Origin of the sequence: Dietzia sp. UCD-THP (assembly GCF_000349585.1) — a bacterium.
In the GTDB taxonomy this organism is placed as follows: domain Bacteria; phylum Actinomycetota; class Actinomycetes; order Mycobacteriales; family Mycobacteriaceae; genus Dietzia; species Dietzia natronolimnaea_A.
The window spans coordinates 1-23,478 of sequence record NZ_AOSR01000031.1 but is presented as its reverse complement, the minus strand read 5'-3'; the positions used below and the strand labels follow the sequence as shown (position 1 = coordinate 23,478).

The following is a 23,478-nucleotide window of genomic DNA, read 5'->3' as shown; positions in this document are numbered from 1 at the left end:
CCACCGTGACCGCGACAACTACCGCCGTAGGATGCCGTTCATCGCCGGCGAATTGAACTAGAAACCCACACTCAGACCTGAGTTCCCCGCAAAGAGGATAGAACGCTGTCAAGCCTTGAAACTCAGGCCAGGTACGAAGAAGCCTCTACCTTCATTCCGTCCTAAAATCCTGGAATCTATCGAGGCATACTTGACAGTCTGCGCTCCTGAACTAATTTGCGGTAGCCGTACAGCGCCAATGAGCTAAGTATTATGACAATACCCGTGAGCTGCTCAACCGGTCCGCCGTATCCACCAGCTTCTGGGTATAAGAAGCCAACCGCGAGTGTGGCTGTATTGATGACAATTATTACCGCGGCAATTGGGAGCATGAATCGAGGAACTCTGAACGATCGGGGAGTCTGAGGTTGATCTTTGCGTAGCAAAAAGAAGCCGATAAGAGCAATGATAGTTGCCACAAAGTAGCCAATGTTGGCGGCGAAAATTAATGCAAGTACGTTGCCGAGGAGTAAGACGGTGGCAAGGTTCAACACGAGTCCTATCAGCATTGCTCGAGAGGGTACGTCCCTTTTATTCAAGCGGTCAAGATGCATGATGGTGAGTCCATCAGCCGAAATTCCGTATAGTGCACGCCCGGCGGTTGCTGTCGTTGAATTCATTACAAGCAAGAGGGATAACACAATGAGAATTGTGACTATTCCACTAGCGGGACCGAGGATTAAAGAGAAGGCGGTCGCGTAGACCCCGGCAGGGTCAGCTGCGATGTTCGCGTCGCCAACAGTTCCTCCCAAGCCCAACGGCATCAGAACGGCGACTACAAGAGTGAATAATCCGGCTGATAACAGCCCTTTAGGGAGGTCAGACTTCGGTTTTTTATACTCCGGTCCGAATGCTGCCACCGTTTCAGTCCCATACGAGGACCACCCGCAGACAAAGAGGAACGCCATTGCGAGTTGCCAGCCGCCCCATTCCTGGCCTTCCAGGCCCAACCCCCATGTAACGTTCTCAGACCTAAAATCGCCGGTCACAAACGGAACTACTGCGAGTAGTAGAATGAGCGCGACTGCAAGTACCCCGATTACCTTATTCAAAAATACAGCCTGCTTGACGCCGAAAGCGTTTAATGTCCAGACTAAGACTAGTGAGCCAGCGGCTATCAGGTGTGCAACGGTGATTTCGATCGGGCCAGTTGAAATGGCCCAATCATTATCCGAAAAAAATTGGGCGTGAAGCATATCGCCTGCGGTCAAAGCGAAAACGGCGTTCCCCAATGACCATGCTGCCCAATAACTAAAAGCGGCCACTACGCTCAAGGGCGTACAGTACTTCTTCCAGGCTTCATGTGCGTACAGAATTATCCCGCCCGGCTTGTCGGGGAACATCGAGGCCATCTCGGCATAAATGAAGTTTTGTATGATAGCAATCAAGCAGGCAATCCCGAAAACCGCTGCCAAAGCGCCCGAGCCGATTCCACCGATTGCTGGTCCAATAGTTGCGAAAATTGCAACAGGGACAACGAGTGCCAGGCTGAATCCGTCACGCCACGTCATTGTCCTGACGTAACCGCGTGATTCCGGCCCGGCTTGACTCGGTGGGCGACCTTCCGATTCACGAGACATTTCTATCGCCACGTTCTTAGACCTTTCCTAGTGTCCGCCTTGCGGAGATCCCCGTTCTGAAGAGCGCGGATGCTACGGGTATATCGTGACCCCTAATGGCAGGTGCCCTAGTAGCTGCTGAGCGGTAGATGCTTATGTATGTGAAACTCACAGGTTGATGCTTCATGGAATGAACGGGAGATCTGGATTTATGAGGTACGTGAAGGTATCTCCTTCGCCGGGCCTCTCGGCTTGATGAACGTCAGCAGGGGTTTCTGGACCGTAAAGATAGGTATCAAGTACAAGATCCACGCGATGAGCTATAGAGCGCGAGGTGTTCGACCTGTATGTGAAGTAGTTCATTGCTCCGGTCCGACGAGGATTGTCGAATCGCAGATCGTTAGCAGTTCTCCCGGGCAGCAGTGCGTCGCAGTTGGGACTAGTCGGCGGGGGCCTGCCAGCTTCAGAACGTTCTTGAGTGGGCTGCCGAGTCGTCGGAAAAGACTGGTCCTGTCAGTCGATTCAGACATCCAGGGTAATCGAGGGAGACAACGCTCTTCCAACGCAAATCATCATTGTCTCGTTCTCTTCCCGCTCCGCATCTGTGAGAAGTGTGTCTCTGTGCTCGGGAGTGCCCCGCAACACAGCGGTTTCACAAGTGCCACATGTCCCAGATCTACACGAAGTATCAACAAACACCCCGTGTTGTTCAAGGACATCAACTATCGACTGGCCTGGCGCGACGAGCGCCCGAACGCCACTCCGCTCGGCGATAACCTCGAAGGGTTGGCTGTTCTGAGCCGTGTGTAGATCGGCAGAGAATCGTTCTATATGGAGTTCTCTTTCCGCCGATAGGCAATGCTCTTCACAGGCATCTAGAAGCGGAGCTGGGCCACACGCGTAGATTGCAGCTTCGGGCGCAGTTTGGCCGAGCGCTAGTTTGAGATCCAGCAGTCCGCTCTCATCTTGCGGAGCAACCTCCACCTTGTCTCCATAGTCTTGGAGAACGTCGAGGAACGCCATGCTGTTGCGCGACCGGCCACCGTATAGTAATCGCCACTCTGCGCCCGCCTTGTCGACCTCCTCGATCATGGAAATGAAAGGAGTAATGCCGATTCCTCCTGCTATGAAGAGGTAGCTTTCCCGCCGAACTAATGGGAAGTTGTTGCGTGGTAAACTAACAGACAACTCCGAACCGGCTCTGAGTTCGGAATGCACGTTGACCGATCCGCCCCGACCACCGGGTTGGCTGAGGACGGTAATACGCCACTCGGCTGATCTGGTCGGTGACGACGACAGTGAGTACTGCCTCGTCAAGCCATTAGGCAGGTCTACATCTATATGTGAACCCGGTTCCCATAACGGGAGATGCGAACCGTTGGCCGGGGCTAGTGTGATCGAGACTACGTCGGAAGCCTCGGGGATAACCCCATTCACTCTTACCGGCACCCGTTCACGGAGTTCGGTCACAGAGCCAGTGCCTTCCTCCAGAGGTTCTGGAAATGCTCAACCTGGCCCTCGTCCGGCAAGAGAAGGCCTTTGTCTAGCGTTCCAGACTCCATGCCCCTGTGGACCGATTCAACGAGGCCGACATCTTCGGTTCCTACTCGATCCAGGAATTCTGTCAGCCCATTGGCCGCTTCCGGGTCGCAGTCAGGTTCAAAGAAATAGTCAAAATGGCCTACCGTCTTCCCGACTTCTGTCGGCATAAAGGTGTACACAAGCAGGCAGTTTTGTCCAGGCCACGTTGTGGGGCCAAAGTTTGGCCAAAGGAAATCGTTCTGGTTGACCCCGACGGGCCCCTCCATCTGATATGGGGATGTGGCGTTCCCGTTGGTCGAAGCCTTTGGTGCCGTGCAGGAGGAAAAGGCATGTCCCGAGAATGAGAACGGGTACCCCTCGGACGAGTCGACCGTGAAGGTCCTCGCGTACTCAGGGTGAGCAACTTGGCAGTGGTAGCACTCGAGATAATTTTCGGCGATAAGCTTCCAGTTCCCGTTGATGTCGAAGGTGGTGCGCTTGAAGTGGGCGAGGCGCTCAACCTGCACGCCAGCGTCTGTAAATGACTCCGACACAGGCTTGATCCAGTCCTCGAAAGTGACAGCGGGATTCGGGTCAAGGTTGACGAAGACCATCGGCCCCCATGTTCCAGTCGAGAGCTTGCCTAGAGCTATGGTGGATTTGTCGAAGCTATCCAGATTCTCCGTGCGTGGAGCCCCGCACAGCTGTCCGTCCATATCGTATGACCATGCGTGATACGGACACGTCAAACGTCGCGCGTGACCGCTACCGGAGGCCACTTCGTGGAATCGGTGGCGGCATACATTGACGAACGCGTTGATTCCCGACTTGGAACGCGTGAGCACAATCGGCACGTCTCCGACTTTCGTCGCGAAGTAGCTGCCGACTCGCTCGAATTGATCGACTGTGGCGACCAGCTGCCAAGTCTTCGAGAAGATCTGCTTGCGTTCGACTTCCAACAGGTCCGGGTCCATGTACCACGACGCGGAAACTGTCTCGTGTGCTGCATTGACGCCTTCGATGGTGGTCACCGTTACCTCCTACTAGTGCCTGGACAGATCATGTGGGTGATGCAGATCACCTTCTTTGGAAGTGTGCCCTATGGGTGCGCGTTGCGCAAGACGGTGTCTTGAGAGGAACGGAATGCGCAGCTACTAGCCCTGTGTAGTACCGGACGCGTTGGTGTGATGCGGGTAGGCGAAAGGGCTTCTCAGTTGCGCGGGAGCCGAACTGGACAACCGGCACAGGTAACTGGTAGATGGCCGCGTAGGCGGCGGGTGGAACTGTACCCGCTGGTAGGCGGGCTGTGCGGTCATGAGGTGTTCATGAGCGAGGACCGCTCGGCACGCGTGGGAGCCTCGGCGTGGTGGACGGGCTGCGTTGACCGCAGCTGCCAGGGGGGGCCAGCAAGAACATCGCCGGGTGAGGATTGGAATGAGCCGGCGGCGTTTGGCAGCCGTGGACAGACGGGTGATCCCCCGGGCACCGTCCGCAGGTGGGCGTGATGCAATGGTGCCGACGCGAGCGATCGCGGCTGCACCATCGGCAGAATCGGACAGACTGGACGACCACTACGTGGCTGTGGCTGTGGGCTACCTAGAGCTTTCAGCTTCGAGCAGCCACCGTGGACAAGCCCTCGTTACCGCAGCAGCAGTTCGTCGACTGTTTGAACCGGGGCAGTGTATAGACAAGTCAGAGGGGGCCGAGGTCGCGTGATTGATAACTCGGCAACGTCAAACCTTCAAAGTTCTTCGGATTCCGTACCGCGGGTTTCGGCTGCGGCCCCTGAAACCGTATCCGGCCAGCACGGCCCGGCCGCGGACACGCTGGTCCGATTCGATCGCCAAACGTTGCAGAAGCTGCCGCGTGTGCCGCCGGGTGGTCGTGGTCCGCGGCTCCGCCAGCGGCGGCAAGCGTTGCTGAATGATCCTCGTCTTATGCTCGGCGCTGTCACAGCTGAATTGCAGTACCCGAACTTGCAGCCTGGTGGGGTGGCCGACGGTAGGCAGATTGGTCACCTTGAGCTCGACGTTGCCCCGAAGTCGCCCGGCAGTCCCACACTCGACGCAGACCGGGTCCGGGGTCACGGGTGCGCAGAACAGGTGCGTTAGATCGCCGACCATGGCGGCATCGTGATCGTCGCCCCGGATTCGACGGTGCGGCAGATGGAGCCAGCGAGGAGGTTGGCGGCGGGGTTCTGGACGGGTCCTGGGGTGTTCGATGCGAGGGGCAAAAGCCTGCATCTTCACACGCCCCAGGACCCCTTCATTCCCCGGTCCACCAGTTCCGTCACCGAACCCCCGCTACGCGCTCCGGATCCGGGAGAGCCAGTTAACGGCAGATTGGATTCAAGTTGCGGGGCCCCCTTCCGAGGGGCGCTTCAATCAGGGCAGGTACTCGTTGACTTGACGAGCGATTGTGTGCGCGGATTCGATTGCCCCATCGATGAAGCCATTCCAGCCGCTAGCGATATCTCCGCCAGCGAGGAATACCGGCGGCGTCGGATCCTGTAGCGCAGCGAGAGATTCGGTGAGCTGGCCGGGTCGATATACAGACCACGCACCCTTCGCAAACTCGTCGTCGTGCCAGTTCTTGCCGGAGGTCGCCACTACATCAATACAGTCTCCTAGAAGGCGTCGAATATGGGGCTGTACATCCTCGGGAGATTCAACGTCAGCGAGCTTTTCCGGATCGGGGCCAAAGACGACTAGCAACTGACCGTCATCGTAGATGTCTTCGGTGTGTGCGTAGTGAAACACTTCGTCGTCCGGTGCCATCGCGAAAAGTGGCCGGGGAAGGTCGCCTTTGACTCGGACCCACAGTTTCAGCCCCTTGCTGGCTTGTTTGCGATTCGCAGCGTTGCGCATGCCCTCGCTCAGGGGCGGGGTGAATTCGATGTCGGCGAGAACATTGAGAGGGACCGTCACAACCACGGCCGAACAGGGAATTCGCTCGCCGTCACGCAGGACGATGGTGGTGCCGTCGTCGGTGGTAGAGACGGCGGAAACCGGAGCGTTGAGGCGAATCTCGGCGTTGCTGTCAGCGTTGATTTCCTCAAGCAGTCTCTTGGTTCCGCCATTTATCTTGAATCGAGTGCATGTGTCGAAGATGCCGCTTGGCGTGTACCCCGACAAGGCGTACCACCGAAGCATGGTCACGAAACCACCGTCACTGGCGGCACCTCCGCAGCACAGCGACCACATTGCATTGAGAAGGTCCTTCTGCTCATCAGAAACGCCGAGGACGTCAATGCGGTCCTGGCACGAGTAGCCATCGAACTCCTTGATCTTCTCGGCGGCGAACAGCGGATCAAACGGCCGGGGCAAAGCGGTTTGGGCATGGTCGGCGAAGAACTTAGTGATCGCGCTCTCGAGGATTGGCCAAGCATCGTCGATTTCAGCAAGCTTTCGTTCACCGTTGGTGCGGTAAATGACCTGCTCCGGGGCTGCTGCGCCAATGCTCTCGACCAGGTCGACTCCGTACCGGTTGAGTTCGGACCACAGGTGCGGCTGGAACCAGTGCACCCACGTTCCGCCCATTTCGACGCTGCGGCCAAGTTGTGGCACTTCTTCGTAGTGGGTTCGACCACCGAGTCGGTCCCGGGCCTCAAGGATGAGCACCGATTTTCCGGTCCTGCTCAGTTCTCGAGCGGCCGTGACGCCTGCGAAGCCACCGCCGATAATTACGACGTCATACCTGTTGTTAGTCATGACGGGTCCTTTCATGGTTGAGAAAGTGCAGGACAGAACCCAGACACTTTCGAAGTGATGCGCGGAGATGAGCACCAACAATGCCGTCGGTGAACGCGCTCTTAGCCAGAGAATTTGATGTGGGGATCTCTTATATGCGCTTCATGCCCAGTTTTAGGCCACCGGAAACTAGAGATGGCGAGAAACCTATGTCCTCTTCGGCATAATCCGTCGTATCCGCCCGTAAACCAACTGGAGCTATCGCCAGTTCGACGGTCTCGACCATGAGAATTAGAACCGTGAGCGAAATGGTTGCTGTCGGCCCGCTAAGGGGGATACCGAGTCGGGCTTTACTTCCTCCTGGCATTGAAGCCAATTAGGGGCGGCACCAAGGCGGAGTGTTGGGCATCCAACCCGAGGTCGCCGATATCAGAGTTCGCTACTGAAACGCCGACCCTGCCCATTCCTTTAGGAGCAAACGAAGAACTTGCGGAAGGGAGCCTGAACAGTCCAAGTAGATACTGTTCCCTTGGTGAACGACGCAATGTCGCCCTCGGTCAGAAACAAGGGTTCCGCACCCGGGACATCTATGGTCACTGAGCCCTCTAGGACGTGAATGGTCTCTTCAGTCTCGAAGGGATACTCGAACGACTCCGGAGCCTCTTCTGGGCTGATACGCCAGACCCCGGCCAGATGAACGACCTCGGCGCCTGAGGACTGTCGGAGCCAATGGACCTCTCCGAGCTGCTGCCCATCCTCCAGGAACGGTTCGTATTCGGTTGCGTCAATCTGGGATTTGCGCATTGCCTTCTCCTCACTACGTGGTGTCCTGCACTCGCGGGACTCGGGCCACCCCCGAAGGAGTGATGCACATCACTATGCACTACCGACGCAAATTGCACAAGTGGAGAATTTGACAAGTCGGTGGAACGAGGTTCAGCGAGGCAGAAGAAGCGAGAGGGCCCTATGGCTAGGGGCATAGAGGTTTGGTTGAAGCTTCGAACGGCCGGGGCCAATAGCGATCGCCCATCCGTCTGGGGGAACCTAGCGTCGGGTTGCCACAGGGGACAGCCTCTCGACCAGCGCCCGTCAGCAGGCGTTTCGAGAGCCCCGAGTGGCGACGCGGACGCGCCAGCTCGCCCTCGACCGCCCCGGCCCTCTCCTTTGGTCCGGACGTGGACGGATCCGCCCTTTCCGAAAAAATCGAGTCAGGAGACAGTCTCGGCGCCCCCGGCGTTGCGGTCGCTCAGACCCACCGAACCGGGGCGGGAGAGGTCTCGCTCGGCGGAGCGAAGCAAAGAGATCACCCGGCGCAACTGACTTACGGCCTGATCGGTCGCAGGGCTTACGCCTTGCACTGTCTCCTGGAGCGCGATCCCCTCAAGACACGCGTAGACAAACTCTACGAGCACGGAATCATCGGCCAGACCCATTCGGCTCAGGCCCTGCCGCACGATCCCCTTGTACAGACTGAGCATGTCTGCGACTGGCTTGCGCAGCGACTCAGTTCTGCGGGATTCGAGCATTACCTCGTACTGAAACAACTGCGTCTCGGAATCGGACTGCAACGATTCGATCAGGCCCTGTAGAAAGTCCTCCACGTCACCGCTGGGCGGATCGAGCTGAATGGTTGCGAGAGTGACATCGCAGCAATGCTTGAGGGCTTCCACGATGAGCGTGTCAATGGTGCCAAAATGATGGCGGACCAGCCCATGAGCTACACCAGCTTCTTCTGCAATGGATCGATAGGTCAATCTCCGGAAACCGCGCTTGGCTACGACTTGAACCGCCGCCGCAATCAACGCTTCGCGCCGTTCTCCGTGGACCAGGCCCGGACGGCCATTCGGCCCGTCGTAACTGGCCGAACTCTCGGCCGAAGGTGTGCTCCCCATCGTGTCAGCGTCGCGATTCCCTCCGCTGGTGATCATCCCCCCATGTTAGGCGCCAGAGCTGGGCGCCTACCGGCGATGTCGGGCCGCGCGAGTCCATACCCGGCGCGGCAGTTCGTCAGAATCCGGAGTGGGACGACACGGTCGTCGGCCAGTTCACGCGCGACGTACTGGCCTGCTCGATGATCAAGCGCGCACGAGGCGTCGAGCGCCAAGCCGACCCTGCGATGGAGCATCGACGGGGATCAGAAAAGTGGCTGACTGGAGGAGGTGGCGATCCAGCGAATGGGCCCTCGCTCCACCGGCCGGAGAAGTTCGCTCCTATCTGTTGTTGGCGTGCCTCGGCAGGCATAGTCGCCCTGCTTGACGCCGCAGAGTTCGTAGTCGCTTAGGGGAGGGGAGTACGGCGGCTACGAACGGACGGTTGACCGCATGTGACTGTATGGTGCAGACCACACTCTCGCCCCTCCGAAGGTGACCCAATGACACGGACTACCGGACCTGTCGCCCTCCACAGTGACGGCCCCTCGCAAGGCAGCCCAAGGCAGAATCAAAACACGCACCAGGATCCGAGTAGAAGCAGCACTCTGAACGCGGAGCGAAATGAGTCCCCGAGCCACTCCCCACCGGAGGATCAGCTGGGCACATCCTGGCGTAGATCAGCCGCGTTCGGGCTGACCCCTCAGAGCGCGCGGCCCGGCTCTCCCGACCCCGCAGGGATCCGCTCGCACCGACTCGCGGAAGCTGCGCGACCGGTAATGGACGGACTCGACGCCATACTCAAGGGCACGGGGGCGCTGATCCTGCTCGGCGACAGGGACGGGCGAATCATCCGGACGGCCAGGGATGATGCCCCAGTTTCACGCAGACTTCGCAGAATCGGCATTGACGAGGGGGCATTACTCGCCGAAGATCTGGTTGGCAACAACGGTATCGGCACCGCGCTCGAAACTCGCCGAGGCGTGTCAATTTACGGTAACCAGCACTTCGCGGAAACCCTCAAAGATTTCGTTTGCTACGGCCACCCGATCGTCGATCCGCTCACGCGCCGGCTGGTCGGGGCCGTGGATCTCACGGGACTGGACGTGGACGCATCGCGGATGTTCGCACCGTTCGTGCGCAAGATCGTGGCCGACATTGAGGCCCGCTACGTGGACACAGCCCGCGCCGACGATCGGGAGCTTTGGCACCGCTTCGTCGAACGCACCCGCAACTCAGACACGGCCACCTGCGCGTTCGGTGACGAAGTGGTGCTGGCCTCGCGTTCGAGTCTCGAGCGGCTGGATTTTCGCGACATAACTACGCTCCGGCGCCTAGTCGAGCGCGATGAGATGGGCGACAGCGTCGAACTCTCCTCTGGCACGGTGCGGCTGACAGCGAGTCGGGTCGGCGGCCGCGGGTATCTTCTCGACCTGGCGTTTCCCGACGATCTCACAGAGCCCGGGTCTCAAGCGCCCGCTATGCGACGCAGGCAGGTGCCCGCGGTCGACCGAGAGCGGGAGGCGAGTGCCCGCGTACAGGCGATGGCCCAACACGAGAACGCGACGGCCGCCCGTGTGCATGCGGTGACCGGTCCGGCGGGATCGGGGAAATCGACTACGGCAAGGTCAATCGCAGGCGCGGACGCCATGAACGTACGGTTGGCCGAGGCAGACGACTCGGCCACGGCGTGGAACGACCTCGCTGTGCCAGCATTACGCAGCGCAACCGGGCCACTGATCTTAGACGACGTGGATCTGCTCGACGACGCAGATCTGCGCAGACTCGCCGCGAAGCTGGCCGGAAGGGGGTCGACGCGGGCGGGCATTGTCGTCGTCACCTCCCGTGAATATCCACGGACCGCGGTGACAGAAGTACTGGACACGTGCGGTGCGCGGACGGAGTTGCGGCCCCTGCACGAGCGTAGTGACAGCACAGCGATCGTTGAACGGGTGGTGGCCGACCTTTGCGCTGAATGCGGCATCGACCCACCCCCGGTAAGCGCTCGGTTCGCGGACGCGGCGTGCACAGCGGACCTGCCCAACGGCCTGACCTCTCTACGGTCGATCCTCGCCGAATGCCTGGGCAAGGGCAGTGCGCGCCTCGACGTGGACTCCTTGCCTGCCCGCGCCCGATCCGCCCGACCGCCCCGCTCCGGGGAGCTCGCGCGTGGGGAGTACGACGTGATCGTCGCGGCGCTGGCCGAGTGCGATGGTGTGCGCTCCCACGCGGCCAAACGACTGGGCATCTCGCGAACCACCCTCTACTCCCGTATGAGGGAGTTTGGGTTGCTCTAGGTCGGCCACTGCCGTCCAGGCCGCAACCCAGTGGTGTTCAGAAACTGGACACTCCAACCGCCTTGCGCGCCACCATTATGAGTTGTGACTGGACTCACAGCGAGACTGTCAGAACGCACATGGAGGTAAAAATGACCGACACACTCAACCGTGACACCGCCCCCACGGTCGACGAGCGGCTCTGCGCCGAGGCCCGTGAGTTCCTCGCCCGACCACACCGTTTGCTGATCGACGGCCAGTGGGTCGACGCCGCGGACGGACGCACGTTCGGCACCTACGATCCCGCCACCGGCAATGAGATCACCCAGGTCGCCCACGGCGGACCCGAGGACGTCGACCGCGCCGTGGCCGCCGCCCGCCGCGCGTTCGACGACGGCAAGTGGGCCAACATGAAGCCCAACCAGCGCGAGCAGATCCTGTGGCGGATCGGCGACATGCTCGACGCCAGGGCCGAGATGATCGGGCAGATAGAGGCGCTCGACAACGGCAAGGCCGCCACCATCGCTACCGCCGTGGACGTGGCCTGGGCCGCCGACGTGTTCCGCTACTACGCCGGCTGGGCCACCAAGATCGAGGGCACCACCGTGGACGTGTCCATGCCGTTCGCCGGCGACAAGCAGTTCCACGCCTACACCACCCGCGTGCCCGTCGGCGTGTGTGGACAGATCGTCCCGTGGAACTTCCCGCTGGTCATGGCCTCCTGGAAGCTCGCGCCCGCCCTGGCCACCGGCAACACGCTGGTGCTCAAGCCCGCCGAGCAGACTCCGCTCAGCGCGCTGATCCTCGGCGAAATCTGCGGCGAGGCCGGGGTGCCGGACGGCGTGGTCAACGTCGTGACCGGTTTCGGGGACGCCGGCGCGGCCATCTCCGGCCACGACGACGTGGACAAGGTGGCCTTCACCGGCTCCACCGAGGTGGGCAAAATGATCGTCGACGCCGCGAAGGGCAACCTCAAGAAGGTCTCCCTGGAGCTGGGTGGCAAGAGCGCCAACATCGTCTTTGCCGACTGCGACTGGGACGCCGCCGTGGCCGGTTCCGTGGCCGCGTGGATGTTCAACCACGGGCAGGCCTGCACCGCCGGCACCCGCCTGTACGTGGAGGACTCGATCTACGAGGAGTTCACGCAGGCCGTGGCCGATGCCGCCGCCCAAGCCACGATCGGCCACGGCCTCGACCCCGCCACCGAGCTCGGCCCGCTGGTCGACCAGGACCAGTTCGACAAGGTCTCCTACTACCTGCGCGCCGGCATCGAGGACGGCGGCCGGGCCCTAACCGGCGGCGCACGCCACGGCGACGTGGGCTACTTCGTCCAGCCGACCGTCTTCGTGGACGTCGAACCCGACCACCGGGTGGTGCGCGAGGAGATCTTCGGCCCCGTCGTCTCCGCGCTGCGGTTCTCCGACGTCGACGACGCCGTCCGCCAGGCCAACGACTCGATGTACGGACTGGCCGCCGGCATCTGGACCAAGGACATCTCCAAGGCCCATCAGGTGGCCAGCCGACTGCAGGCCGGCTCGGTGTGGGTCAACCAGTACAACGGCTTCGACACCGCGATGCCGTTCGGCGGTTTCAAGCAGTCCGGTTGGGGCCGGGAGCTGGGCAAGGGCGCGCTCGACCTCTACACCCAGACCCGCTCGGTCAACATCCAGCTCTGATCTGGAGCTGTACAGAGAACTGCCCTGCGCCCCGCTCCCCAACCAGGGAGCGGGGCGCAGGGCGGTCTACGAGGTGCGCGCTGGGCTCTACTATTGTGCCCGTCTCCGGCACTCGGCCCACGAAATTGGGCAGGCCATGGAACCGCAGCGTCGTCGCCGCCGCAGGACACAACCAGGGCATGTTTCAGCTGGAGGGTCGCATGGTCGACGGTCCCGCGTTCCGTCAGGCCGAGGCGGCGATGCGTCGCGCAGGAGCCACCACCGAAGTGATAACCCCCCGGGCCTGATCCGGCCCCGCCCCCGAGGAGCTCCGAGATGACCACCACCGATCTCGATTCCACCACTGCAGGATCCGCACCGTCCCACACGCGCGGGGGCACCGACGTCCCCCTGCTCACGCAGACGATCCCCGACAACCTGGCGGCCACGGTCGAGCGGTTCGGGGACCGGGACGCCCTCGTCGACGTTCAGGCCGGACGGCGGTGGACCTACAGCGAGTTCCTGGCCGACGTCCGCCGGCTGGCCTCGGGCCTGCACCGCCTCGGCATCCGCCCCGGCGACAGGGTGGGCATCTGGTCGCCCAACCGGTGGGAGTGGGTGATGATCCAGTACGCCACCGCCGAGATCGGCGCGGTGCTGGTCAACATCAACCCGTCCTACCGCGTCCACGAGTTGGAGTACGTGCTCACCCAGTCCGGGGTGAAGGCCGTCGTGGCGGCGCCGCAGTTCAAGGACTCCGACTACGCCGGGATGCTTTCGCAGGTCCAGCCGAACTGCCCGGACCTGGAGGTGGTAGTGCTCTTCGGCGACGAGGAGTGGGAGTCGATGATGTCGGGACCCACCGACGCCGAGGAGCTGGCCACCATCCGTTCGGGCCTCGAGTCCACCGACGCGATCAACATCCAGTACACCTCCGGCACGACCGGTTTCCCCAAGGGTGCCACCCTGTCGCACTCCAACATCCTCAACAACGGGTTCTTCGTGGGCGAGACAGTCAGCTACACCGAGGCTGACCGGGTGTGTATCCCGGTGCCCTTCTACCACTGCTTCGGCATGGTGATGGGCAACCTGGCGTGCACCACGCACGGCTCGTGCATGGTCATCCCCGCACCGGCGTTCGACCCCGCCGCTTCGCTACGGGCCGTGGTCGAGGAGAAGTGCACCAGCCTGTACGGCGTGCCGACGATGTTCATCGCCGAGCTCGCCCTGGAGGACTTCGACTCCTACGACCTGTCGAGCCTGCGCACCGGGATCATGGCCGGCTCGCCGTGCCCGGAGGCCACCATGCGTCAGGTGATCGACCGGATGAACATGGACGAGGTGTCGATCTGTTACGGCATGACCGAGACCTCCCCGGTGTCCACCCAGACCCGGGCCGACGACTCGCTGGACCGGCGGGTGTCCACCGTCGGCCGGGTCGGTCGGCACCTGGAGATCAAAATCGTCGATCCCTCCACCGGCGAAACCCTCCCACGCGGCGAGGCGGGCGAGTTCTGTACCAGGGGATACAGCGTCATGATCGGGTACTGGAATGAGCCCGACAAGACCGCCGAGGCGATCGACTCCGACGGGTGGATGCACACCGGCGACATCGGCGAGATGGATGCCGATGGTTACGTCAAGATCACCGGTCGAATCAAGGACATGGTGATCCGCGGCGGGGAGAACATCTACCCGCGCGAGGTCGAGGAGTTTCTCTACACCCACCCCGACATCCTCGACGCCCAGGTGATCGGGGTCCCGGACGCCAAGTACGGCGAGGAGCTCATGGCGTGGATCCGGCTCAAGCCGGGCCGGGCCGACCTCACGGCCGAGGACGTCCGCGACTTCGCCACCGGCAAGCTCGCCCGCCACAAGATCCCCAAGTACGTCCACGTGGTGGACGAATTCCCCATGACCGTCACGGGCAAGGTGCGCAAGGTCGACATGCGCAGAACGGCGATCGAGGTCCTAGGCATAGCGTAGCAATGCTGAACCCCGCCCAATTTCCATCGAGTTGAGGATTGGTCGGTGATCTCGGGCATGCTCTGCTGCTGCCCAATCATCAGAAGGCGCGATATCTGAAGTCTCCCCACCATCTATATTCGATGCGAGCGGGGCGACTTCCCTCGCTGCCCTCCGTAATTGTGCTTCTCTGACTCATCTATCGTTAGTGGGCATGAGGCTCTCCAACAGCTCGAGTTGCGTGCCGCTGGAGAGCCCCATGCCCTCGCTGCAAGTATCACATGGGCAGGCTAGACCTGCTCGGTCACCAGCCCCTCTGGCTGTGTGGGGATTCTCTGGACCTTGTAAGCCAGCAGCATCGACGTAAGCATCAGAATGATCGAAACTGTCAGCAGCACTACGTAGTGCCCCGACCAACTGATGATAAATCCGCCGAACAATGGCCCTAGGGAGAACCCTCCTGCTGCAACCAGATTAATTGTTCCGGTCAAGTAACCGCGTGTGTCACGCTGAGCGACGGATGCCACAATGTAGGGGCAGATGAAGGTATAGGTGAATTTGAACAATGCAGCCGCAATGATGAATTGCGCGGCCGAGATTGTCCCGAAAAGGAGAGCCATGGAGCCAGCTAGGCCTACGTAACTCACCAGGACCAGCAGGTTACTGCGCCTATGTTCGCCTAATGCGGTAGCGGCCAAGGCTGCGACGATCCCGGTAATGGTGGCGGCCGACAGTCCCAGACTGATCGATGTCATGTCTACCTGGGAGGCGGCACCGATCTCGGCCATGAAGGCCCACACACCGCTGAGGGAAATGTAGAAAAGAAGGATGGTTGCCAAGCCCATGGCGCCCGTCAGATCCAGCCGCTTAGAGGTGCGGGCTGACACCGGAGATCGCTCAGCTTTCTCTGCGGCCGCTTCGCGCTTATATGCGTTGGGATCGATCAGCCCGGCCAAGGGAAGACACACAAGCGCAAGGAGAGCTAGGGCGTAGTAAATTGCTGAGACCGATCGATTTTCGAACAAGACCGGATAGGCGGCAAGGAAAATAGCGGCCATGCCTAGCTGCGAAGCCAGGAACAGGGCATAGCTGCGGCTCGGATTGTTTGTCTTCCGTGCCATGGTCAGGATGATCACGGTGACCGACCCCGCCGCCAAGGCCGCCACTACCCGAAATACAATTAACAGTTCGTAGCTACCCACCAAACCTGAAAGCACGTTACCCACCACAGCAGTAGTACCAAAGATCCAGGTGGCACGCGTCAGATTCACTCGGCGAAGCCAGAAGTATGACGGAATTGTCGCGAAACTGAAGGCCCCGATCTCGATGAACAACAAAGTCCCGACGGCTGATGCACTCAAACTATACTGCTCGACAAGCTTGGTTGTAATCATGGGAGTTATTAGCAGCACCATGTAAAGGCTGGAGCTGAAACCAATGATGTAGGCATTTGTCTTGAAGTCTGTGTACTTCGCAGGCGCGCCTAATGGCGGCGTCGCCGTCGCAGGCAGGGTCTTGCTTACCATTAGTATATGTCCGTTTCATTTAATGCATCTGACTACTCGATGGCAAGAGCCCATTGATGCACGTGGGGTGGATTCGGAGGCCGACGAGGCGCAGCATCGGTGGTCTTCGGCACTGACACTCAGCGGCGTTCGGTTCGTGGTGGCTGCGGAGGGGGAGTCCGTCCGGGGCTCAGTTCGGCTGGTAGGTATCCGGCCATTGAGCTGCGACGAGCCCTCAGGCGTGTGCGGGCTGCTTCACAGATGCAGCGGGAATGCCCGGTGAGTGCTCTGCGGGGACGAGCAGGCCAAGTGCTTCATCGACCGAAACTCTGCGATACGTCTGCGTGAAGTCGCCCTGTGCGACCTTTTCCTTGCGGGCAGCTTCCATGCTTCGTCGCAATGCTGAGGGCACCTCACCGCTGCGAGCGACGAACATGCGCAGCCAGCCGTGAAGGTCTGCCGGCGTAGACGGGCCCAGTTCAAGGTCCAGTAGATCCTGGTCGCTAGAACGCTCAAACTGCTCGATCATCGCCTCGACCTGGAGAACGTCGGTGACCATGGCCTCGACCTGCTTTTTATCTGTGCTCAACTGCACATCATGCCCGCCTAAACGTCCAGATTCGGAGTAGACGAATGCGGAGGCCGTTTGCTCACGGGCGGAGTGAATATCTGTCCAGCCACTGGGCGCGGCATAGGCATAGTCCAAACCGGTGGCGACCCCTTCCGGCACCAGCAACCGGGTAATGCCGCGGTCTCGGAGAGCACCGAGAACCTCATAGGGATTGTCGGGATCATCGAAGAACACCTCCCGGCGAGGAGGCCAAAAGTCCATGGGACTGTGGTCTCCGAACCGCCCTCCGACATGGAACATAAATATTGGGGGGTACTGCGCAGCGTGATCCCGCCGCTGGGGGTCGAAGGCGTAAAAACGGGAGATTGCTGCCTGGATCAGCAGACTCGCACCCAAAGCCCCCAACGGCTCGTGGACGACGACACCAACCCGGTCGGCAACCGTCCACTCGGGCAACAGATCAGCGACAGAGGCACTTTCGCTTTCGATCTGAACACTGAAGTGGCTCTCGCGAAGACGCTGTGAGGCATGCATGAACTCTCCTGTCCTGGCAGGGATGCAGCTACTAGGCGCATCCACTTGCCGATAGGTGCAGCACCATCCCAGAAGTGTGGTGCTCATCACACTGGCATTAGTCTGCACGTGCAGAAGTTCGGCGTCAAGGGGGACCGTGATTTTGCTGGCAGTACGGTGGGTAGTGGCAAAGTGCTTGTGGGGGGGTCGGGCATGAAGTATGGAAACGGGCGCGAGGCCCTGTTGGCTGCCGTCGTCAAGGTGGTGGGCGAAAGCGGCTTGGTCGGACTGACCAACCGCAAAGTGGGATCGGCCGCGGGCGTGGACAACAGCCTGATCACGTACTATTTCGGCTCCCGAGATGGACTGCTAGAGGCTGCAACGGAATGGGCTACCAACCGTTCTCTAGAGCAGCTCTCGATTCTTGCCGAAGCACGCCTCGGCACGTCGTTTGCCGAAGCAGTAGTGGACCTCGTGCGCGCTGATCCCGACCTGCAGCTGTTTCAGTTCGAGATGATCATCGCTTCACGACGACAGCCGCAATTGCGTCCTACTGTCGAGCGGCTCTACGACCGGTACATAGACACGTTCCAGAAGATGTTGAGCCTCTACGGCTATCCAGATCGCCGCCCGCTGGCCCGAGCGATCTTCTCATCGCTGGAAAGCCTGTCCCTCCAGCAACTCACCGTCGCATCGCCAGAGGAGGTCAAGGCCGCCATCGCCGATCTCGACGAGTTGCTAGCGCTACGCGCGGGTTCTCCCGCGGGGGCTGGCACTTCAAACGAGGATTTAGCGGATGGCTATCGCGGTGCGTGGGTCCGCTCGCCGGGACGTTAGTGGCCCTTCCGGACCCGGAGTGGCTTTGGCTGGGTTCTGGTCAATGACCTGGAGGTATCGAAAATCCGCAGTATGGTCTACGACCAGCCCGGGCACTTCGAGGCCGTTCGTGTCCTCGGGGTGGATGAGCACAAGTCGCAGTACGTCTGTGGCGACCGGCCGAGCTCTTTGGTGACCGTCCTGGTGGACCTCACCCCCATTGTCGATGGCGCCGGCTCGGCCCGGCTGCTGGAGCTGGTTTAAGGCTGCCGTGGCGAATGCGGTCCCCGCGGAGCGGGCAGTCATGGACCATTTGCTCGTGATGCACCTGGCCGCAGACAGGCGCACTCTGTGTCGAGTTGCTCCCCGACAAGCAGAAGGTCCGCCTCGCGAAGGTGTTCGTCGCCGACGCACCTACGGCGTCAATCAGGAAATGATTGACGCTTACAAGCAACCCTGGCGGCAGGACGGCAAGATCGCGACGTGCGAGTCCGTGCGCTCCATCCACACCGGAGTGCACACCGAGTTACCTGAGCGCGCGCGCCTCGGTCGCTCGTTGCGGAGGAGCCACCGCAAAATCTCGGCGTACTTCGATGTGGGCGCCTCCAACGGGCCCATCAACCGAGGCCTCGAGCACCCGAAACCTCGGTCACTACATCCTGCGGTCACAGACCGCTCCGGCCAACTCTAGACCCGAATCAACGCACTCTGGATCCGGAAGATCCGCAATTCTGCAAGCCAGGGCGCTGCGCTGGACGCTCAATCGGCGAGGCTGCGGGCGATCACCAGGCGCTGGATCTGGTTGGTGCCCTCGAAGATCTGGGTGATTTTGGCCTCGCGCATGTAGCGCTCCGCCGGGAACTCGCGGGTGTAGCCGACGCCGCCGAGCACCTGGACGGCGTCGGTGGTGACCTTCATGGCCGCGTCGGTGGCGGTGAGCTTGGCGATCGAGGCCTCGCGCGAGTACGGGCGGCTGGCGTCCTTGCGGCGGGCGGCGTCCAGGTAGGTGGCGCGGGCGGAGCCGACGGCGGCGGCCATGTCGGCGAGCAGGAAGCCCAGGCCCTGGTGGCCGATGATGGTCTTGCCGAACGCCTCGCGCTCGTTGGCGTAGGCCACGGCGTCGTCGAGGGCCCGCTGGGCGATGCCGGTCGCGACGGCGGCGATGCCCAGCCGGCCCGAGTCGAGCGCGGAGAAGGCGATCAGTAGACCGTCGCCCTCGGCGCCGATCAGCCGATCGGCGTCCACGCGGGCGCCCTCGTAGGAGGCGGTGGTGGTGGGCACACCGTTGAGGCCCATTTTATCCTCGGGCTTGCCGAAGTGCAGGCCTGGCGTCTCGCGGGGCACGAGCAGGCACGAGATGCCGCGCGAGCCCTCGCCGGTGCGGAGGAAGGTGTTGTAGACGTCGGCGATCCCGCCGTGCGTGATCCACGACTTGGTGCCGGTGACCACGTACACCGAACCCGGGCCCTCGCCCTCCCGGACGGCCCGGCAGCGCAGGGCGGCGGCGTCGGAGCCGGCCTGCGGCTCGGACAGCGAGTACGCACCGATCTGCTCACCCGCGAGCATCCCGGGCAGCCACTGCGCCTTCTGCTCGTCGGTGCCGGCGGTGGCCAGCGGGAAGCAGGACAGGCCGTGCACGCTGGTGGCCACCGCCACGGCGGCCCAGCGCGCGCCGAGCTCCTCGAGCACCTGCAGGTACACCTCGTACGGCTGGTCGCCGCCGCCGAACTCCTCCGGGTAGGGCAGGCCGAGAAGGCCGACCTCACCGAGCTGGGCGAACAGGCCCTCCGGGTAGGTGTGGTTCCGCTCATGCTCGGCGGCGATCGGCTCGAGCAGCTTGTCCGCGACGTCGCGCGTCATCTCGAGCAGCTCGTACGCCTCGTCGGTGGGGAGCAGTCGGTCCACGGCCATGGGAGTCCTTCCGGATACGTGGGGGCATCGTCGGGTAATCCCTTCAGAGTGCACCCCTCCGGCGCGGCGGTGCCAGCCCCAAAAGCGGGGGTGCCCGTTAGAGGGTAGTGCGCGTCATGCCCTTGCACGAAACTCTGCAGACATGTCTGCAGATACGACCGAGATCGCCCCGCCCACCGACGTACCCCTGTCGCCGGAGGAGTTGCTGGCGATCTACGACGTCCCCGGTGCCAGCGCCGCGGAGTTCCTCTGCGACCGGCACGGCGCGGAGGCCGTGGCCTTCACGGTGATCGACGCCGACCTCTCCGGTCGCGACATCACCTATGGCGAGCTGCGGACCGAGGGCGAGAAGGTCGCGGCCGCCCTGGCCGACCTCGGGGTGTCCGAGGGCGACCGTGTGGCCACCCTGATGTCCAAGTCGTCCGACCTGGTCTTCACCCTCATGGGCATCTGGCGTCTGGGCGCCGTTCATATGCCGCTGTTCACCGCGTTCGCGTGGCCCGCGATCGAGATGCGGATCACCGGTGGAGACGCCAAGGTGATCATCGCCGACGCCGACCAGCGCGGGAAGATCGAGGAGGCCTCCGTCCCGGTGGTCGTGGCGGGACTCGGCGAGTGCCCCGATGCCCGCGAGGGCGACCTGGACCTGGCGACCATCACCGCGGCGCAGGAGCCGGGCCGGCCCGCCGCGGTCACCGGCCCGGACGCCGGAATGGTCCTGCTGTTCACCTCCGGGACCACCGGAACCCCCAAGGGCGTCGTGGTGCCGGTCCGCGCGCTGGCCGCGTTCCACCAGTACATCGAGACCGGCCTGGACGTGCGCGCCGAGGACGTGTTCTGGAACGGCGCCGACCCGGGCTGGGCCTACGGCCTCTACTACGGCATCCTCGGCCCGATGGCCGTCGGTCGCCGCAGCCTGCTGCTGCATGCCCGCTACTCGCCGGAGCTGGCGTATGCCGTACTGCAGTTCTTCCACGTCACGAACTTCGCCGCCGCGCCGACGGTGTACCGGACGATGCGCGCCAAGAAGGAGATCGCCCCGGCCGACGTGCGCCTGCGCCGCGCCTCGGCCGCCGGTGAGCCGCTGACGCCCGAGGTGATCGAGTGGTCGATCGAGCAGTTCGGAGTGGAGGTCCGCGACCAGTACGGGCAGACCGAGCACGGCATGTTCATCATCAACCCGTGGCACGACTCGCTGCGTGAGGACGTCCGTCCCGGTTCGATGGGCGTGCCGCTGCCGGGGTGGTCCTGCACGGTGCTGGCCGCCGACGAGGACATGCCGGCCCCGGCCGGCGAGCTCGGCCGTGTGGCGATCGACGTCCCCGCGAGCCCGCTCATGTGGTTCACCGGGTACCACGAGGCGCCCGAGAAGACCGCCGAGCGGTTCAGCCCGGACGGACGTTGGTACTACACCGGTGACGCCGCCAAGCTCGACGCCGACGGCCATTTCTACTTCTCCAGCCGCGACGACGACGTGATCATCATGTCCGGCTACCGCATCGGGCCCTTTGACGTGGAGTCCGTCCTGGCCAAGCACCCGGACGTGCTCGAGTCGGCCGTCATCGGCGTGCCCGACGACCTGGCCGGCGAGGTCCTCGAGGCCTACATCGTCTTGCGCGAGGGCCTCGACGGTGGCGCCGAGAAGGAGGCCGAGCTGCAGAAGTGGGTCAAGACCGAGTTCGCCGCGCACGCCTTCCCGCGCAGGATCCACTTCGTGCGCGAGCTGCCCAAGACCCCGTCGGGCAAGATCCAGCGCTTCCTGCTGCGCAAGGAGCGCGCCGGCCAGGCCTGACCTACGGGTGCGCCGGCGGAACTACCATCTGCCCATGAGCTCCGCAGCCACCGGGCGAGCGCTTGGAGCAGGACGCCGCCCTCGGAGCATCCGGGGAGCCGAGCACGGCATCGCGCACGCACTGCTCCTCGTTGACCACTTCGTGGAAGTTATTCATGTTCAGGTTGTCGCGGTACCAGGCCGGTTGGGGTAGTGGTCATAAGGCCCCGTCGTCCGTGCCCCGGGAAAATAGTTTGGTCAGCACAGTCGTTTCCCCTCGATCGGAAGGTGTCCCATGACCGCCGACCCCACCCGCACCGTCATCGTCTCCGGTGCCCGCACCCCGTTCGGCCGCCTGCAGGGAGGTCTGTCTTCCCTGTCCGCACCCGAGCTGGGCGGCATCGCGATCCGCGCCGCTCTCGAGCGTGGGAACGTCCCCGCGGAGGCCGTCGACCAGGTGATCATGGGTCAGGTGCTGTCCGCCGGTAACGGTCAGATGCCCGCACGCCAGGCGTCGCTGGCCGCGGGTATCCCCAAGCGCGTCGACGCCCTGAGCATCAACAAGATGTGCCTGTCCGGGCTCACCGCGATCGCGCTCGCCGACCAGGCGATCCGCTCGGGTCATTCCGAGGTCGTCGTCGCGGGCGGCCAGGAGTCCATGTCGCAGGCCCCGCACCTGCTGCCCAAGAGCCGCGCCGGCTACAAGTACGGCTCGATCGAGGTCCTGGACCACATGGCCTTCGACGGTCTGCACGACGTGCCGACCGACCAGCCGATGGGCGCGCTCACCGAGGCCCGCAACGTCGAGCTCGAGATCACCCGTGAGCACCAGGACGAGTTCGCGGCCATCTCCCACCAGCGCGCCGCCGCCGCGTGGGCAGAGGGGCGCTTCGCCGATGAGGTCGTCCCGGTCACCATCAAGGGCCGCAAGGGCGACACGGTCGTGGCGAGCGACGAGGGCATCCGCGCCGAGTCGACGCCCGAGTCGATGGCCAAGTTGAAGCCGGCGTTCTCCGCGGACGGCACCATCACCGCCGGTTCGTCGTCGCAGATCTCCGACGGCGCCTCGGCGGTCATCGTCACCAGCGCCGCGCGCGCCGAGGCCGAGGGCTGGACCGTCCTGGCCGAGATCGTCGGGTACGGCACCGTGGCCGGCCCGGACTCGACGCTGCAGCACCAGCCCGCCGACGCGATCCTCGACGCCTGCAAGCGCGCGGACGTCGACGTCAAGGACATCGACCTGTTCGAGTTCAACGAGGCGTTCGCCTCCGTCGGCCTGCACTCCACCCGGATGCTCGAGTTGAGTCCGGACGCGGTCAACGTCAACGGTGGCGCCATCTCGATCGGTCACCCGATCGGTGTGTCCGGGAACCGCGTGGTGCTCACGCTGGCGCTCGAGCTCGCCCGCCGTGGCGGCGGACTCGGTGCGGCCGCGCTGTGCGGCGGTGGTGGTCAGGGTGATGCCCTGCTCATTCGGGTGCCCGTGGTCGGCTGAGACCGGCGGGCGACTCGGCCCACCCGGCTGAGTCTCCGACGTCGTCGGGCCATGCGCCGTAGGTCGATCAATCAGTCCAGGTGGCGGCCGGTGGAGCCGGGTCAGCGGACTGTCGGCAAAGGGCCGCAGGTAGCGGCGTTGTCCGCCCTTGCGTAATCGGCCAGTGGTCAAGGTCCAACAAACGGCGGAGCGCCGCGGTCCGGCACCTGTCCGAGCGCACGTCATGCGAGGTGGCGGGCAATACGAACGTGGGAGCTGTCCGGGGAGGGGTCGAGTTCGCACAATCTAAAACTCGGCACCCTTAGGTGGAAGGTCTGCGTATTA

General features: G+C 62.7%; 16 protein-coding genes. 7 read left to right on the top strand and 9 right to left on the bottom strand.

What is annotated here, in order from left to right; translation table 11 throughout:
• Positions 1-176 precede the first annotated feature (176 nt).
• The 6 genes from H483_RS38435 to H483_RS38420 all read right to left on the bottom strand — a co-directional run bounded on the left by H483_RS38435 (position 177) and on the right by H483_RS38420 (position 8,736).
• Complete coding sequence (locus H483_RS38435) at positions 177-1,631, bottom strand: APC family permease (RefSeq protein WP_152427862.1); 1,455 nt, start codon at positions 1,629-1,631, stop codon at positions 177-179.
• Positions 1,632-2,120: 489 nt separating this feature from the next.
• Positions 2,121-2,816: a PDR/VanB family oxidoreductase gene (locus H483_RS39990; RefSeq protein WP_256378838.1), complete on the bottom strand. Its 696-nt coding sequence runs from the start codon at positions 2,814-2,816 to the stop codon at positions 2,121-2,123.
• 248 nt (positions 2,817-3,064) lie between these two features.
• Positions 3,065-4,150: an aromatic ring-hydroxylating dioxygenase subunit alpha gene (locus tag H483_RS38425; protein WP_081615100.1), complete on the bottom strand. Its 1,086-nt coding sequence runs from the start codon at positions 4,148-4,150 to the stop codon at positions 3,065-3,067.
• A 1,353-nt stretch (positions 4,151-5,503) separates the two neighbouring features.
• Entirely contained in the window at positions 5,504-6,829 is a 1,326-nt protein-coding gene (locus H483_RS24255) for an NAD(P)/FAD-dependent oxidoreductase (protein WP_031264571.1), read from the bottom strand.
• A gap of 447 nt (positions 6,830-7,276) precedes the next feature.
• A complete protein-coding gene (locus H483_RS24250) occupies positions 7,277-7,612 on the bottom strand; it encodes a cupin domain-containing protein (RefSeq protein WP_017835864.1) in 336 nt (111 codons plus the stop codon).
• A 404-nt stretch (positions 7,613-8,016) separates the two neighbouring features.
• The gene (locus H483_RS38420; RefSeq protein ID WP_202959094.1) at positions 8,017-8,736 is read right to left on the bottom strand and encodes a TetR/AcrR family transcriptional regulator; all 720 of its coding nucleotides are present in this window, start codon (positions 8,734-8,736) and stop codon (positions 8,017-8,019) included.
• A gap of 719 nt (positions 8,737-9,455) precedes the next feature.
• On the opposite strand from H483_RS38420, the gene H483_RS24240 reads away from it, so the two are divergent.
• From H483_RS24240 to H483_RS24230, 3 genes are all read left to right on the top strand, one after another.
• Positions 9,456-10,973, top strand: coding sequence for a helix-turn-helix domain-containing protein (locus H483_RS24240; RefSeq protein ID WP_017835862.1), 1,518 nt, complete (start codon positions 9,456-9,458; stop codon positions 10,971-10,973).
• 131 nt (positions 10,974-11,104) lie between these two features.
• Positions 11,105-12,628, top strand: coding sequence for an aldehyde dehydrogenase family protein (locus H483_RS24235; RefSeq protein ID WP_017835861.1), 1,524 nt, complete (start codon positions 11,105-11,107; stop codon positions 12,626-12,628).
• Between the two features lie 315 nt (positions 12,629-12,943).
• Positions 12,944-14,593, top strand: a complete 1,650-nt coding sequence (locus H483_RS24230) for an AMP-binding protein (protein ID WP_017835859.1) — start codon at positions 12,944-12,946, stop codon at positions 14,591-14,593.
• 269 nt (positions 14,594-14,862) lie between these two features.
• Here H483_RS24230 and H483_RS24225 read toward each other — a convergent pair whose 3' ends face one another.
• Together H483_RS24225 and H483_RS38095 are read right to left on the bottom strand one after the other, a co-directional pair.
• Complete coding sequence (locus tag H483_RS24225) at positions 14,863-16,098, bottom strand: MFS transporter (protein WP_017835858.1); 1,236 nt, start codon at positions 16,096-16,098, stop codon at positions 14,863-14,865.
• Between the two features lie 214 nt (positions 16,099-16,312).
• Positions 16,313-17,182, bottom strand: a complete 870-nt coding sequence (locus H483_RS38095) for a hypothetical protein (protein WP_017835857.1) — start codon at positions 17,180-17,182, stop codon at positions 16,313-16,315.
• 108 nt (positions 17,183-17,290) lie between these two features.
• Here H483_RS38095 and H483_RS24220 point away from each other — a divergent pair, with 108 nt between their 5' ends.
• The gene (locus H483_RS24220; RefSeq protein ID WP_238556227.1) at positions 17,291-17,998 is read left to right on the top strand and encodes a TetR/AcrR family transcriptional regulator; all 708 of its coding nucleotides are present in this window, start codon (positions 17,291-17,293) and stop codon (positions 17,996-17,998) included.
• Positions 17,999-18,070: 72 nt separating this feature from the next.
• The gene (locus H483_RS39525) at positions 18,071-18,241 is read left to right on the top strand and encodes a hypothetical protein (protein WP_017835855.1); all 171 of its coding nucleotides are present in this window, start codon (positions 18,071-18,073) and stop codon (positions 18,239-18,241) included.
• Between the two features lie 495 nt (positions 18,242-18,736).
• Here the strand turns inward: H483_RS39525 and H483_RS24210 are convergent, their stop codons facing one another.
• A complete protein-coding gene (locus H483_RS24210; protein ID WP_017835854.1) occupies positions 18,737-19,888 on the bottom strand; it encodes an acyl-CoA dehydrogenase family protein in 1,152 nt (383 codons plus the stop codon).
• Positions 19,889-20,030: 142 nt separating this feature from the next.
• On the opposite strand from H483_RS24210, the gene H483_RS24205 reads away from it, so the two are divergent.
• A complete protein-coding gene (locus tag H483_RS24205; protein WP_017835853.1) occupies positions 20,031-21,680 on the top strand; it encodes an AMP-binding protein in 1,650 nt (549 codons plus the stop codon).
• A gap of 274 nt (positions 21,681-21,954) precedes the next feature.
• Positions 21,955-23,154, top strand: a complete 1,200-nt coding sequence (locus H483_RS24200; protein ID WP_017835852.1) for an acetyl-CoA C-acetyltransferase — start codon at positions 21,955-21,957, stop codon at positions 23,152-23,154.
• Positions 23,155-23,478 lie beyond the last annotated feature (324 nt).